This window comes from Streptomyces turgidiscabies Car8, assembly GCF_000331005.1.
GTDB classification, from domain to species: domain Bacteria; phylum Actinomycetota; class Actinomycetes; order Streptomycetales; family Streptomycetaceae; genus Streptomyces; species Streptomyces turgidiscabies.
Genome location: NZ_AEJB01000006.1, coordinates 49,908 through 64,117, shown reverse-complemented (window position 1 = coordinate 64,117; position 14,210 = coordinate 49,908). Strand labels below are relative to the sequence as shown.

Here is a 14,210-nt window from a genome sequence, read left to right as displayed (position 1 = left end):
GCCCGCGACCCGCACCACTACGAGGCGCACTTCTCGGCGCTGCAGTACTGGTGCAAGAAGTGGCGCGGCTCGAAGCAGCTCGCGACCGAGTTCGCGGAGCGCGCGGCGGCAGCCGCACCACTGGGCAGCCTGTTGACGGTGCTCCCGCTGATCGCCCACTTCGAGCACGACGACTCGGACGACAGCGCCGCCGACCGTACGCCCGAGATGATCGCCCGGGTGAACGCCGGCGCCCTGCGTGCCTACTTGGCCACGAACTGCGTGAGGATCGCCTGGACCTCGTAGATGTCGACGCCCTTGGTGAACGTCTTCTGGACCGGGGTCGCGGACCCGGAGATCCAGATCTTGAGCTCGGCGTCGAGGTCGAAGGTGCCCGCCGTCTCCACCGCGAAATGGGTGATGCTGCGGTACGGAACCGAGTGGTACTCCACCTTCTTGCCGGTGATGCCCTGCTTGTCGACCAGGAGCAGCCGGCGGTCGGTGAACAGGATGGTGTCGCGGATCAGCTGGTACGCGGCGTGCACCTGCTCGTTCTGGCCGAGCAGCCGGGCGTAGTCCTGCTGTGCGGCGGCCGGATCGACGGTGTGCGCGTTGCCGAAGAGTGCCATGGTTGATCCCCCATTGAGTGGACGTGCGTATCCACTGATGACCCATAGGTCTCAGTAGGACACTGCAAGCCATTGGCTTCACATGATCTTCGTCCTGTATATCGGCCGACAGAGGGCCTGCCCAGAGGAGTTACAGGTTCCGTACGCACATGGGAGCTTCGCAGGCGGCGCACAGACTTCTCGTCGGATGCGCACAGTGGGCGGGCGTTCCATGGGAACTGTCGCAAGGGGGTACTCGCACCTCACGGCATGTTCCGCTCGCGTTCGCTGGAGGAAGTCATGGGAATCGTCGTTCCGCTCACGCTGCTGCTGATCGTGGGAGCGGTGGCTTCCGTCGTCCTGCTGCGCAGGCAGTCCGGGGCGTACGCGGTTCCGTCGGGGTTCTCCGGAATGTCCGGGCTGGACGCCGAGGTCGAGGCCAACCGGTGGGTGGTGCGGCTCGGCGGCAGCCTGGCCGGCCTGCGCCCGGGGGCCGACGAAGCCGCCGCGCAGGCGTTGGCCGAGGCCGCCGGACGGCATCGCGCGGCTCGGGGCCAACTGGCCACCGCCCGCACCCCCGCCGAGTACGCCGTCGCGAGGCAGACCGCTGTGGAGGGTCTCCGGTACGTCCGTGCCGCCCGCAGCGCCCTCGGGCTCGAGCCCGCACCGCAGGGCGCCGATGGTGATGCGGATGCCGACGACACGAACGACGGAACCGCCCGTCGACTCCGGGGAGCCAACGGGCGGTTCGGTGTGACGGCCTGAGGTCTGCAGCTCCCCACGGCTGCCCTATGGCTGTGCCCTACGGCTGCTCGGGAGCGCCGCCGAAGCGCTCCTTGTACGTCTCCAGGTCGTCGTCCGTCAGCTTCGCGAACAGCACCGGCGGGACCGTGAAGGCGGTGCCGGCGGGAACGGCGGACAGGGACTTCGCCTCGTCGGCCGAAACCCAGGTGCGACGCTTTTCATCAGATGCAGTCTCCGGCAGCGCGAACGCCGCGCGCATCGTCGCCGCCGTCGCCGGGATGAAGGGTTCCGAGACCACCGCGTAGAGGTGGATCAGGTTCATCGCCGTACGCAGGGTCAGGGCCGCGCCATCCTGGTCGGTCTTGATCTCCAGCCAGGGCGCCTTCTCCTCCAGGTAGGAGTTGCCGGCCGACCACAGGGCACGCAGGGCCGCCGCCGCCTTGCGGAACTGGAGCGCGTCCAACTGGCTCTCGTACTCAGCGAGAAGCTCGGCGATCTGCTCGCCCAGCTTCGTCTCCGCCTCGCCGGCCGCCGAGCCCGCCGGGACCTCGTCGCCGAAGCGCTTCTTCGAGAAGGAGAGGACGCGGTTGACGAAGTTGCCGAGGGTGTCCGCCAGGTCCTTGTTCACCGTGGCGGTGAAGTGCTCCCAGGTGAAGGAGGAGTCGTCGGACTCGGGGGCGTTGGCGATCAGGAAGTAGCGCCAGTAGTCGGCGGGGAGGATGGACAGGGCCTGGTCGGTGAAGACGCCGCGCTTCTGGGACGTGGAGAACTTTCCGCCGTAGTACGTCAGCCAGTTGAAGGCCTTGACGACGTCGACCTTCTTCCACGGTTCACGGACGCCGAGTTCCGTGGCCGGGAACATCACCGTGTGGAAGGGGACGTTGTCCTTCGCCATGAACTCCGTGTAGCGGACGGGGTCGTCGCCGGCGTCCGCCTCGTACCACCAGGACTTCCAGTCCCCGCCGGTGGCGTCGGCCCACTCCTTCGTCGCGGCGATGTACTCGATCGGGGCGTCGAACCAGACGTAGAAGACCTTGCCCTCCGCCGCCAGCTCCGGCCAGGTGTCCGCCGGGACCGGGACGCCCCAGTCCAGGTCGCGGGTGATCGCGCGGTCGTGCAGGCCCTCGGTCAGCCACTTGCGGGCGATGGAGGAGGCGAGGTGGGGCCACTGGCCCTCGTGGGCGGTCACCCACTCCTCGACCTCGTGCTGGAGCTTCGACTGGAGGAGGAAGAGGTGCTTCGTCTCGCGGACCTCCAGGTCGGTGGAACCGGAGATCGCGGACCGGGGGTCGATCAGGTCGGTGGGGTCGAGCACGCGGGTGCAGTTCTCGCACTGGTCGCCGCGCGCCTTGTCGTAACCGCAGTGGGGGCAGGTGCCCTCGACATAGCGGTCCGGGAGGAAGCGGCTGTCGGCGGGGCTGTACACCTGGCGGATCGCGCGCTCTTCGATGAACCCGTTCTCGTTGAGGCGGCGGGCGAAGTGCTGGGTGATCTCCACGTTCTGCGGGCTGGAACTCCGGCCGAAGTAGTCGAAGGCCAGCGCGAAACCGTCGTACACCGCCTTCTGCGCGTCGTGCGCCTGAGCGCAGAAGTCCGCTACGGGGATGCCCTGCTCCTTCGCCGCGAGCTCGGCCGGGGTGCCGTGTTCGTCGGTCGCGCAGATGTAGAGCACGTCATGACCACGCTGACGCAGGTAACGGGCGTACACGTCCGCCGGGAGCATGGACCCCACCATGTTGCCCAGGTGCTTGATCCCGTTGATGTACGGAAGGGCGCTGGTGATGAGGTGTCGAGCCATTGCGGGCTGCTCCCGAGTCGCTGCGTGGGGTGACGGGCGCCGTGTCGGCTGTGGCGCCGGGCCCGTCGTACGAACCTTGGAATCGTAGTCGACGGGCGCCACCGGGAATCCTCGTAGGGCTGCGCCGACGGAGGTCGCCCGCGCCTTCGTAGATACAGAGCGTCACGCATCTGTACGGAAAGGCCTGCCATGTCGAAGCTGCTCATCGAGGTCGACGACGAGGCATTGGCAGAAGCTCAGCGACTGCTGGGCACCAAGGCCAAGGGCTGAGCTCTGGGAGACGGGAGCGCGGCGCCTGCTCAGGAGCGATGCGCGACGAGCGACGGCAGCAGGTGCTCGTCGACCGTCTGGCTGGCCGAGCCCGAGCCCGAGCCCGAGTCCGAGTCCTGAAGGTGTGAGGGTGGGGGGAGACGGCTGCGCTCGGCCCATTTCCTCCCCCTCGCCCTCCGGTCTCTCACTACGCGCTCGGCTTCTCCTCCAGGCGGGGGAACAGCACCGCGCCCTTGGTGATCGTCGCGCCTGCCGGGAGCCGGCCCCAGGTGGCGGCGTCGGCGATGCTCTGGTCGGGGAGTGCGCCGAGGACGGCGTCCGCGCCGAGGGAGTCCCAGAGCTTCTGTGAGGTGTCCGGCATCACCGGGTTGAGCAGGACAGCTACCGCGCGCAGCGATTCCGCGGCCGTGTAGAGGATCGTCGCCAGGCGGGCCCGGCCCTCCGGAGAGTCGTCCTTCGCGACCTTCCAGGGCTCCTGCTCCGTGATGTAGCCGTTGACCTGCTTCACGAAGTCGAAGATCGCCAGGATGCCGCCCTGGAAGTCCACTTCGTCGCCGATCCGGCGGTCCGCCTCGGCCACCGCCTTGGCCATGCCGTCCTGGACGGCCTTCTCGGCCTCGCCCGCCGCCGTCGCCTCCGGCAGCGTGCCGCCGAAGTACTTGCCGACCATCGCGGCCAGGCGTGAGGCGAGGTTGCCGTAGTCGTTCGCCAGCTCGCTGGTGTAGCGGGCGGAGAAGTCCTCCCAGGAGAACGAGCCGTCCTGGCCGAACGCGATCGCCCGCAGGAAGTACCAGCGGTACGCGTCCACACCGAAGTGAGAGGTCAGGTCCTGCGGCTTGATGCCCGTCAGGTTCGACTTCGACATCTTCTCACCGCCGACCATCAGCCAGCCGTTGGCCGCGATCTTGCCGGGCAGCGGCAGACCCTGCGCCATCAGCATCGCGGGCCAGATGATCGCGTGGAAGCGCAGGATGTCCTTGCCGACCAAGTGGACATCGGCGGGGAAGGTGTTCCCGAACTTCTCCGGGTTCTCGTTGTAACCGACCGCCGTCGCGTAGTTCAGCAGCGCGTCGACCCACACGTAGATCACGTGCTTGTCGTCCCACGGGACCGGGACGCCCCAGTCGAAGGTGGAACGGGAGATGGAGAGGTCCTGGAGACCCTGGCGCACGAAGTTCACGACCTCGTTGCGCGCCGACTCGGGCTGGATGAAGTCCGGGTTCGCCTCGTAGTGGGCGAGGAGTTTCTCGCCGTACCCGCTCAGCTTGAAGAAGTAGTTCTCCTCCTTGAGGATCTCCACCGGCTTCTTGTGGATGGCACACAGTTTCGTGCCGTCCTCCGCCTCGATGAGGTCCCCGGGGAGTTTGTACTCCTCGCAGCCCACGCAGTACGGGCCCTCGTAGCCGCCCTGGTAGATCTCACCCTTGTCGTGGAGATCCTGGACGAACTCCTGGACGCGGTCCGTGTGGCGCTTCTCCGTCGTACGGATGAAGTCGTCGTTCGCGATTCCCAGGTGTTCCCAGAGGGGTTTCCAGGCTTCGTCGACGAGTTTGTCCGCCCACTCCTGCGGGCTGACGCCGTTCGCCTCCGCGGTGCGCATGATCTTCTGACCGTGCTCGTCCGTGCCGGTGAGGTACCACACCTTCTCGCCGCGCTGACGGTGCCAGCGCGTGAGCACGTCGCCTGCGACGGTCGTGTAGGCGTGGCCCAGGTGAGGAGCGTCGTTGACGTAGTAAATGGGGGTGGAGACGTAGTACGCCTTCCCGCCCTGCTTCTCGGATTCCGTGGCCGCCATGGTCGGAAGCCTACTGGCCGAGGGGAGAGCGGCTCACGCCGATTAACGGGGACAGGGCCCGGCGTACGGCCGGGCCCTGTCGGTCGTTCTCGGGTCGATCTCTACGGGCGCCAGTTCGCCAGTACTCCCTCGTAGAGTTCCGTGTCCGTCAGTTCGCGGGGGGTCGGGCCCGCGTGGAAGAAGGACGTGTTGTCCGTCTTGAGCTTGCGGAGGTAGTCGAAGGCCTTGTTCTCCTGCTCGCCGAAGGCGACGAACGAGAAGAAGAGGGCCGGGTGCTTCGCCGCCGTGTCCGTGAGGGACTGGGTGGCGGGGGTCTTGGCGTCCGGGGCGCCGTCCGTCTGGAAGACGATGAGGGCCGGGTGCTTGGTGCCCGACTTCTCGTAGTGCGTGACGATCTCCTCCACGGCGGCGTGGTAGCTCGTACGGCCCATGCGGCCGAGGGAGGCGTGGAGTTCGTCGATCTTGTTCTCGTGGTCGGGGAGGGTCAGCTCGCCGGTGCCGTCCAGTTCGGTGGAGAAGAAGACGACGTGGACGGTCGCCTCCGGGTCGAGATGGGCGGCGAGGGCGAGGGTCTGCTCGCCGAGGGCCTGGGCGGAACCGTCCTTGTAGTACGGGCGCATGGACGCGGAGCGGTCCAGGACGAGGTAGACCTTGGCGGGGGTGGTGTCGAGGTCGAGAGCCTTGAGGGTGGCGGCGGCGGAGTTGTACGCGGTGAGGAGGCTGGCGGGTACGGCCTCGGCTGCGCCGTCGGCCGTGTCTGTGTTCCCACCCGTACCACCCGTGACGCCCGCGTCGGCGGCTGCGGGTTCCAGGACCTCAGCTTCAGCCTCAGGTGCGGACTCCGGCTCCGGGGTCACCTCCGGCTCCGGGGTCACCTCCGCGACGGGCTCGGGTGCGGGTTCGGCGACCGGCTCGGCCTCGGCAGCCGGGGCCACCTCAGCCACCTCTGAGACCGGTTCCGGCTCCGGAGTCGGCTCCTCGGCGACCGGCTCGGCCTCGGGGGCCTTCTCGGCCACAGGCTCCGGCTCGGGCTCCGGTGTCACCTCGGCGACAGGTTCAGCCTCCGGCGTGGTTTCGGCGACCGGCTCAGCCTTGGCCTCTGCTTCTACCTCAGTCACCGGCTCCGGCTCGGCCTCAATTACCAGCTCCGGCTCGGTCTCCTTCGCAGCCTCGGCCACAGGCTCGGCCACCGGTTCAGCTTCGACCTCGGCCACCGGCTCGGCCTCGGCCGCAGGTGCTGCCTCGGCCTCGGTCACAGGCTCGGCGGCCACCGGTTCAGCCACCGGCGTGGCCTCGACCTCGGCCACCGGCTCAGCCACCGGTTCAGCCTCGACCTCGGCCACCGGCTCGGCCTCGGCCGCAGGTGCTGCTTCGGCCTCGGCCACAGGCTCAGCCACCGGTTCAGCCTCGTCCTCGGCCACCGGCGTGGCCTCGTCCTCGGCCACCGGCTCGTCCTCGGCCACGCTTGCAGCCTCGACCTCCGCCACCGGTTCAGCCTCGACCTCCGCCACCGGCTCGGTCGCCGGCGCAGCCTGGGCCTCCGCCGTCGCCGGCGTCGACGGTTCGTCCACCGGCTTTGACGGCTTGGGGACCGTGACGTTGTCGAAGGCCGCCGAGACCAGGTCGTCCACTACCGAGGGGGTCTCGGTGGGCTTCGGTGTCGGGGAGTGGGTCAGGGTCGGTTCAGGGGACGGTGCCGGAATCTTCGGTTCGGTGGCCTCCTGCTGAGGTACCGACGACTCCGCCTCCCGCGCGGGCGCCGCCTCGGCGTCACGCCCCTTGCGTGACTTGCCGAACGCGTTCCGCAGGAGAGTGAGAATGCCCATGTGCGCAACCCTTCACGTGAGTTGTAGCCGTCAATCCCTGGCCAGGACGGACACGTAAGGTTAGCGGGCCGAGTCGGCGATCTTGGGCAGGGTCTTTCACGGAACCCGGCGGTCGTCAAGGGCGCCCCTTCGCCAACCTCGCGCCCCACCCCCGACCAGGCATCCCCAGGGCCCGCAGGGGGTCGCTTCCACATCTCCCCCGCACCCCCAACCCCCTTACCGCTCCCACGGGTTCACTCTTCGTTCATTCGGCGTCCCCACCCTCGCACCCCCGTCCCCCTAGCGTCGCGCTGACACCAAAGGCACGTATAGGGAAGTCCAGGGGAGAGTAAAGTGCGCAAGCTGCTGCCGTTGATCGGGTCGCCGTCCGGATCGCATCCCGGCGGGCGGTCCGCGATGACCTGCCGTTTCCGGTGTGGTGACGCCTGCTTCCACGAGGTTCCCAACACCAGCGCCAACGAGTACGTCGGCGATGTGATCGCCGGTGCCCTGGGTCGCCGTTCCGTGATGCGCGCCGCCGCTGTCGTCACCGTGGCCACCGCGACCGGTACCGCCGTGAACGTCGTCGGCGCCCAGGGTGCGGAAGCGGCCACCGCCGCCGCGTACCCCTCCAGCCACTCCCCCCACTCCCCCCACTCCCCCCACTCCCCCCACTCCGCCGTGCCGCGTGGCCTGCGCTTCAGTCCCGTCGCGCCCAACACCGCCGACGCCGTGACCGTCCCCGGCGGGTATGGCCAGAACGTGGTCATCCGCTGGGGCGAGCCCATCCTCCGGGGTGCCCCCGCCTTCGACCCGGAGAAGCAGACCGCCGCCGCGCAGGCCGGACAGTTCGGGTACAACAACGACTTCCTCGCCCTGCTCCCCCTCCACGGGAACCAGCAGCTCCTGGTCGCCAACCACGAGTACACCGACGAGATCCTGATGTTCCGCGGCTACGACCCCGCCAACCCGACCCGCGAGCAGGTCGAGGTCGCCTGGGCCGCGCACGGGCTGTCCGCCGTCGTGGTCGAGGGCGACCGGCGTACCGGCAGGCTCACCCCCGTACTCCGCCACCCGCTCAACCGCCGTGTCACCGCCACCACCGAGTTCCGGATCACCGGGCCGGCCGCCGGGTCGGATCTCCTCAGGACCTCCACCGATCCGACCGGGCGGAAGGCTCTCGGCACGCTCAACAACTGCTCCGGGGGGACCACGCCGTGGGGGACGACCCTGCACGGTGAGGAGAACTTCAACCAGTACTTCGCCAACGCCTCCCGGGACACCGACAAGCGGTACGGCATCGGTACCGGCGCCACCGAGCGCAAGTGGGAGCGGTTCGACAAGCGGTTCGACGTCGCCCAGGAGCCCAACGAGGTTCACAGGTTCGGCTATGTCGTCGAATTCGATCCCTACGACCCCTCCTCCACGCCCCGCAAGCACACCGCCCTCGGCCGCTTCAAGCACGAGGCCGCCACCATCCGGCTGACCTCCGACGGGCGTCCCGTCGTCTACACCGGCGACGACGAGCGCTTCGACTACTTCTACAAGTTCGTGAGCAGCAAGCGGATGCGGCACGGGGCCTCGCGCGCTGTCCGCGAGCACAATCTCTCCCTTCTCGACGAAGGGACGCTGTACGTCGCCAAGCTCACCGGTGACTCCCCCGCCATCGAGATCGACGGGAGCGGGAAGCTGCCCGCCGACGGTGAGTTCGACGGCGGCGGTACGTGGATCCCGCTGGCGACCGCCACCGCCAAGGGTGCCGTCTCGCACGTCGACGGCATGACCGCCGAGGAGGTCTTCGTCTTCACGCGGCTCGCCGGGGACAAGGTCGGCGCCACCAAGATGGACCGGCCCGAGGACATCGAGCCCAACCCGGTCACCGGCAAGGTCTATGTCGCCCTCACCAACAACACCAACCGGGGCAAGGCCGGCTTCGCAGCCGCCGACGAGGCCAACCCGCGCAACTCCAACAAGCACGGGCAGGTCCTCGAACTCACCGAGCGGTGGAACCGGGCCGAGAGCACCTCGTTCGCCTGGTCGCTCTTCCTGGTCGCCGGTGATCCGAACGACCCCGCCACCTACTTCGCGGGCTTCCCGAAGGACGACGTCAGTCCGATCTCCTGCCCGGACAACGTCGCCTTCGACCGCCACGGCAACCTGTGGATCTCCACGGACGGCAGTCAACTCGGTTCACACGACGGGCTGTTCGGGGTCGCGACGAAGGGCGCTCGGCGCGGTGAGCTCAAGCAGTTCCTGACCGTGCCGACCGGCGCCGAGACCTGCGGGCCGGTCATCGGGGAGCGGCAGGTGCTCGTCGCCGTGCAGCACCCGGGCGAGATCGACGGAGCCTCGGTGGAGAAGCCCGCCAGCACCTGGCCCGACGGACCGGGGAAGATCGTCCGCCCGGCGGTCGTCGCCGTGTGGCGTACGGACGGCTGCGACATCGGCGTCTGAGCCGGTCGGTTCGGGCAGCGGTTCAAGCGGTTCAGGGGAGGGCCGGCACCGGGGTTTTCGTGTCCCTCTGTGCCAGCCACTCCCGGTACGCCGGTGCCTGTCGTGCCACCTCCTCGTACGCCTCCGCCAGCGCCGGATGCACCCCGTCCAGCTCCGTCTCCGTACGGGCCGCCAGCAGCAGGCGTACGCCGAGCGGGTCGCCGTGCAGTCGGCGTACCGCCATCTCGGGGCGGGGCAGACAGGTCGCCTGGCAGACGGTGACGACCTCGCCGGTAGCCACCAGCGCGGCCGTGGTGTGGTAATCGCCGTGCAGGACACGGGGGTTGAGGCCGGCGGTGTGCAGCATGCGCAGTACGGCGTCGAACTCGCCGTCGACCGTCTCGTCCGCCATCCAGCGGTCGTCGGCCAGTTCGGAGAGGTGGACGACGGGTCTCGCGGCGGCCGGATGGTCGGCGGGCAGGGACACGAACTGGGGTTCCCTGTCGACCAGTACGCGCAGCCGGAGGCCGTCGGGGATGCTGAGCGGACAGCCCTCGACCTCGTGTACGAACGCCACGTCGAGCCTGCCGTCGGCGACCATGCGCAGCAGCGCGTTCGCGGAGACGTCCATACGGAGGGCCGGTTCCTGCTGGCGCTGTCGGAGTCGGCGCAGCCAGCCCGAGAGAGCCCGGCTGGCCGTCGAGCCGATGCGCAGCTGAGGTCCCTCCGTCGCGGCGGCCCTCGCCTCCGTGACCAGGGAGCGCATCTCCGCCACCAGGGGACGGGCCCGGCTCAGGACGACCCGGCCGAGCGGTGTCGGACGGCAGCCGGTCCGGGTGCGGGTGAACAGCTCGCCGCCCAGTTCCTGTTCGATCCGGCGCAACTGGGTGCTCAACGAGGGCTGGGCCACGCCCAGTTGGCGGGCGGCGCGGTGCAGGCTGCCGGTGTCGGCTATGGCGCACAGCGCCCGAAGGTGCCTCACCTCTAGCTCCATGCGACCAGCTCCGCGCCGCGCCTCATGCGCATGCACATGTCCATGCCGTCGCAGCCTAAGCCGGAATCCCGCGTTCCGACAGACGCACCAGGGCGCCGGCAAGGCCGGTGATAGGGCCGGGCTATCGGCACTTGCCATCATCACAGCCGCCGCACAGGCGCCGACACTCACGATACGACCGACTGACTCATCCCCCACACAAGGAGTCATCGATGAGAAAGCCCATGTCTGCCGCCGTGGCGACCACGTTAGGCCTGAGCCTGGCAACTCTCGCCCTGGGTACGGCGGTTCCCGCATCCGCCGCCCCCGCACCGGAGACCACCTCGACCACGGTGACCACGGCGAAGGCCGCGTACGCCGGGTCGGCCGAGGAAGCCTCCGCCAACAAGGCGTTCTTCGAGGCCGTACTGAAGTCCGTGGCGGAGAAGCGTGCCGCGAACCCGCGCTCGGCGGCCGCCGTCACCGTCATCTACAACGCGTCCCGCGCGCCCTCTTTCAGCGCCGAGATAGCCCGCTCCACCTCGATCTGGAACAGCTCGGTGACGAACGTGAAGCTGCAGTCGGGCTCCGCGTCCGCCGCCGACTTCACCTACCGCGAGGGCAACAGCTCCCAGGGGTCGTACGCCTCCACGGACGGCCACGGCAGCGGCTACATCTTCATCGACTACGCGCAGAGCCAGCAGTACAACCCGACCCGTATCACCGCCCACGAGACCGGCCATGTGCTCGGGCTGCCCGACCACTACTCGGGCCCGTGCAGCGAGTTGATGTCGGGCGGTGGTCCCGGCACCTCCTGCACCAACGCCAACCCGAACTCGGCCGAACGCTCCCGCGTGAACCAGCTGTGGGCCAACGGCCTCGCGACGGCCATGCGTTAGTCCCCGGCCCCGGCACCGCGGTACCCCCACAGCACCCCCGGTACTTCCCGATCCCACCCCCGGTCCCACCCCCCACGGGCGCGGACCGTCCCCCTGCACGGGACGGTCCGCGCGGGCTTTTCCCCGGCGGATCACTTGGGTGAGGTGATCGCCCTCGCCGCCGCCACCTCCTGCCGGAGTGGCTCCAGCACGCTGTCCGCCGGTCCGCTGAGGTCCGTACGCACCGCGTACAGCGTCTCGATCCGGCGCAGTCCGTCCGACAACTCCCGGAGCTGTGCGACGACTTGGTCGATCTCCGCCACGGACGGTGGCTCGGCGCCCTGCTTGATGTGGACCCGGGCCGCCGTCGTCGCGTCGACGATGCGTTCCACCGCGACGACCAGGGGCCACCACGCCGCCGCCCGCCGTCCGGTGGGCGGCGGTTCGGTCAGGGCGCGCTGGAACTCCGTACGGACGACGGAGAGATCGCGGTACAGGCGCCGCCGCATCCGGGCCCGGACAGCGCCCTCGGTGTCGGCGCGGAACGCCGATTCGACGTAGCGTGCCGTGTCCGCGACCGCGTCGGCGAGACGGACACCCACGCGGGTGTGCCAGCTCTCCGGCCACAGCAGGTACCCGGCGACCAGGGCGATGCCGCAGCCCATGAGGGAGTCGAGGAGCCGGGGCAGCAGCAGGGCGGCTCCCTGGTGGTTGAGGACGTCGGAGAGCAGGAGGATCACCGGCGTGATGGCGGCCGTCTGGTAGCCGTACCCGCGTGGGGTCAGCGCCGGGATCAGGGTGGCGAGCAGCATGATCACGGGTACGTCCCACCAGCCGCGCGGCACCTGGACGAGCACCCCGGCCGCGATCACCAGCCCCGCGACCGTGCCGAGGGCGCGCAGCAGCGCCCGGGAGAAGACGGAGCCGAAGTCGGGCTTCAGGACGAAGGTGATGGTCAGCGCGACCCAGTACGAGCGCGGCACCGGGACGATCGAGACCAGCACCTGCGCGAGGCCGATGCAGAGGGCGAGGCGCAGTCCGTAGCGCCAGGAACCGCCCGACAGGACGACGTCCCGGGCCGAGCGGACGGCGCGGGCGCGCAGGGTGGCCGGGCGGCCGAGACGGTCGTCGTCGGCGACGGCGGTCCGCAGGTCGGGAGAGCGGCTGCCGACCACCTCGGCGGCGTGGCGCAGTGCCTGTTCGACGGCGCGGGAGGTCTGGTCGGCCGGGGCGGGGATGTCCAGCCCCAGGGGACCGCCGTAGCCGGTCTCGACGGCGTCGGCGAGGTGACGGACCGCCTGCGGGACCTCGGGCGGCAGCGGGCGGCCGGCCTGGTGGGCGGCGGGGGCGGCCTCGACGACCGGGGTGATCGCGTTCAACTGGGCCAGCAGGCGCACGAGTTCGGGACTGCGGCCGTGGTGGCGGGCGCGCCGGGCGAGGACGAGGTCGTACGACTGGTTGAGGGACTGGGTGACGGCGTACCGGGCGTCCTCGTAGCCCTCGGTGGCGTTGGCGGCGAGCAGTTCGGCGACCTTGCGGTAGGTCTGCGCGACCGCCGTCCGTTCCGGCACCCCCGACCGCAGCGGCCAGGCGAGCAGGGCCAGTACGAGGACGAGCAGTCCGCCTCCGGACATCAGCACCGGCGCGAGCCACCACGCCCCCGGCAGCGGCAGCCCGGCGCCGATCAGGGAGTTGAGGAGCAGCAGCAGTCCGGACACGGAGGCCACCGCGCCGATCGTCGAGATCATCCCGGAGACGAGGGCCACGCCGGTGACGGTGACGACGGCGGTCCAGCCGTGGCCGAACACGAGCGAGCCGAGGGTGACGCCGAGCGCGCCGAAGAGCTGGGGGATCGCGATGTTGAGGATGCGCATCCGGTACGCGTCGGCGGTGTCCCCGATGACGCCGGAGAGGGCGCCCATGGAGGCGAGGGCGCCGTAGGCGGCGTGGCCGGTGGCGAGGCCGACGGCCAGGGGCAGCGACATGGCGATGGCGGCGCGGGCCACGGCGGGGCGGTTGACGGGCGGGGCCGGCTGGGGCCGGAGGTTCCGCACCAGCCAGTCGGGGGGTGTGAGGCCGATGGGAAACTCTCGGGGCATGGCCCCATTATCGCCGGGCCGGTTTCAGGCGGCCGTGTCGATGCGTGCCGCCAGGAAGCCGGCCAGGGCTTCGTTGAACTCCGCCGGGCGTTCCAGGTTGGGCATGTGGGCCGCGTGCTCGATCACGTGGAGCGTGGAGTCGGGGAGCGCCGCGTGCATGGCCTCGGCGTCGGAGACCGGGGTGAACTCGTCGTCGGCGCCGACGACGACCAGGGCGGGGACGGTGAGCCGGGTCAGCAGGGGGCGGTAGTCGGGGCGCTGGGCGCGGCCCCGGAGCGCCGCCGCCGCGCCCCGGGGGTCCGTGGCCGTCATCATGCGGTGGACGTGGGCCTTGACGGCCGTGTCGGCGGACGGGGACACCATCTTCTCCAGCACCTCGTCGGCGTACCCGCGCATGCCCTCGGCGAGCAGACGGTGGGCTGTCGCGTTGCGGGCGAGGTGTCCCTCCGGTGTCTCGGGCGCGGGGAAGGTGTCGGCGAGGACGACACCCCGGACGCGCTCCGGGAAGCGGGCGCAGCACTCCATGACGATCTGGCCGCCCATCGACAGCCCGGCGAGCACGCACGACTCGACCCGCGCCTCGTCGAGCAACTCCTCGATGTCGTGCGCGAACCGGGAGAGCGGGGTGGCGGCGTCGAGGGGCATCCGGGAGGTGCCGTAGCCGCGCAGGTCGGGGGCGATCACCCGGCGGGAGGAGGAGAACGCCTCGATCTGCGGGTTCCACATCGTGTGGTCGAAGGGATGGCCGTGAACGAGAACAAGGGGAGCAAGCGGGGAAAGAGGGGTATTAGGGGTGAGAGGGGTATTCGCCGCGAGAGGGGTTGAGGT

At 69.9% G+C, this 14,210-nt stretch carries 10 protein-coding genes and 1 pseudogene; 4 read left to right on the top strand and 7 right to left on the bottom strand.

Features of this window, described 5'->3' with window-relative positions; translation table 11 throughout:
- Nucleotides 1–285, top strand: a pseudogene (locus STRTUCAR8_RS00425) (hypothetical protein); the annotation flags it as partial.
- Here the strand turns inward: STRTUCAR8_RS00425 and STRTUCAR8_RS00420 are convergent.
- Nucleotides 243–608 carry a PH domain-containing protein gene (locus STRTUCAR8_RS00420; RefSeq protein WP_006373333.1) on the bottom strand — a complete coding sequence of 122 codons (366 nt, stop codon included), beginning with the start codon at nt 606–608 and terminating at the stop codon, nt 243–245. The pseudogene STRTUCAR8_RS00425 and the gene STRTUCAR8_RS00420 overlap by 43 nt on opposite strands.
- A gap of 279 nt (nt 609–887) precedes the next feature.
- Between STRTUCAR8_RS00420 and STRTUCAR8_RS00415 the strand changes: the two genes are divergently transcribed.
- Nucleotides 888–1,352, top strand: a complete 465-nt coding sequence (locus STRTUCAR8_RS00415; protein ID WP_006373358.1) for a hypothetical protein — start codon at nt 888–890, stop codon at nt 1,350–1,352.
- 37 nt (nt 1,353–1,389) lie between these two features.
- On the opposite strand, the gene metG (STRTUCAR8_RS00410) is transcribed toward STRTUCAR8_RS00415, so the two are convergent.
- The 3 genes from metG (STRTUCAR8_RS00410) to STRTUCAR8_RS00400 all read right to left on the bottom strand — a co-directional run bounded on the left by metG (STRTUCAR8_RS00410) (nt 1,390) and on the right by STRTUCAR8_RS00400 (nt 7,020).
- Nucleotides 1,390–3,129, bottom strand: coding sequence for a methionine--tRNA ligase (metG, locus tag STRTUCAR8_RS00410; protein WP_006373327.1), 1,740 nt, complete (start codon nt 3,127–3,129; stop codon nt 1,390–1,392).
- 457 nt (nt 3,130–3,586) lie between these two features.
- Nucleotides 3,587–5,194 carry a methionine--tRNA ligase gene (gene metG / locus STRTUCAR8_RS00405; protein WP_006373322.1) on the bottom strand — a complete coding sequence of 536 codons (1,608 nt, stop codon included), beginning with the start codon at nt 5,192–5,194 and terminating at the stop codon, nt 3,587–3,589.
- Nucleotides 5,195–5,295: 101 nt separating this feature from the next.
- A complete protein-coding gene (locus STRTUCAR8_RS00400; protein ID WP_006373323.1) occupies nt 5,296–7,020 on the bottom strand; it encodes a VWA domain-containing protein in 1,725 nt (574 codons plus the stop codon).
- Nucleotides 7,021–7,353: 333 nt separating this feature from the next.
- Between STRTUCAR8_RS00400 and STRTUCAR8_RS00395 the strand changes: the two genes are divergently transcribed.
- On the top strand, nt 7,354–9,453 hold the full coding sequence (locus STRTUCAR8_RS00395) for a PhoX family protein (RefSeq protein ID WP_006373344.1): 2,100 nt from the start codon (nt 7,354–7,356) through the stop codon (nt 9,451–9,453).
- Nucleotides 9,454–9,484: 31 nt separating this feature from the next.
- Here the strand turns inward: STRTUCAR8_RS00395 and STRTUCAR8_RS00390 are convergent, their stop codons facing one another.
- Complete coding sequence (locus STRTUCAR8_RS00390; protein ID WP_044471379.1) at nt 9,485–10,426, bottom strand: LysR family transcriptional regulator; 942 nt, start codon at nt 10,424–10,426, stop codon at nt 9,485–9,487.
- 212 nt (nt 10,427–10,638) lie between these two features.
- Between STRTUCAR8_RS00390 and snpA the strand changes: the two genes are divergently transcribed.
- Nucleotides 10,639–11,304 carry a snapalysin gene (gene snpA / locus STRTUCAR8_RS00385; RefSeq protein WP_006373334.1) on the top strand — a complete coding sequence of 222 codons (666 nt, stop codon included), beginning with the start codon at nt 10,639–10,641 and terminating at the stop codon, nt 11,302–11,304.
- Nucleotides 11,305–11,435: 131 nt separating this feature from the next.
- On the opposite strand, the gene STRTUCAR8_RS00380 is transcribed toward snpA, so the two are convergent.
- Nucleotides 11,436–13,382: an FUSC family protein gene (locus tag STRTUCAR8_RS00380; protein WP_006373353.1), complete on the bottom strand. Its 1,947-nt coding sequence runs from the start codon at nt 13,380–13,382 to the stop codon at nt 11,436–11,438.
- A 24-nt stretch (nt 13,383–13,406) separates the two neighbouring features.
- Nucleotides 13,407–14,108 (bottom strand): alpha/beta fold hydrolase, encoded by a 702-nt coding sequence (locus tag STRTUCAR8_RS00375; RefSeq protein ID WP_234372501.1) that lies wholly within the window; start codon nt 14,106–14,108, stop codon nt 13,407–13,409.
- Nucleotides 14,109–14,210: the final 102 nt, after the last annotated feature.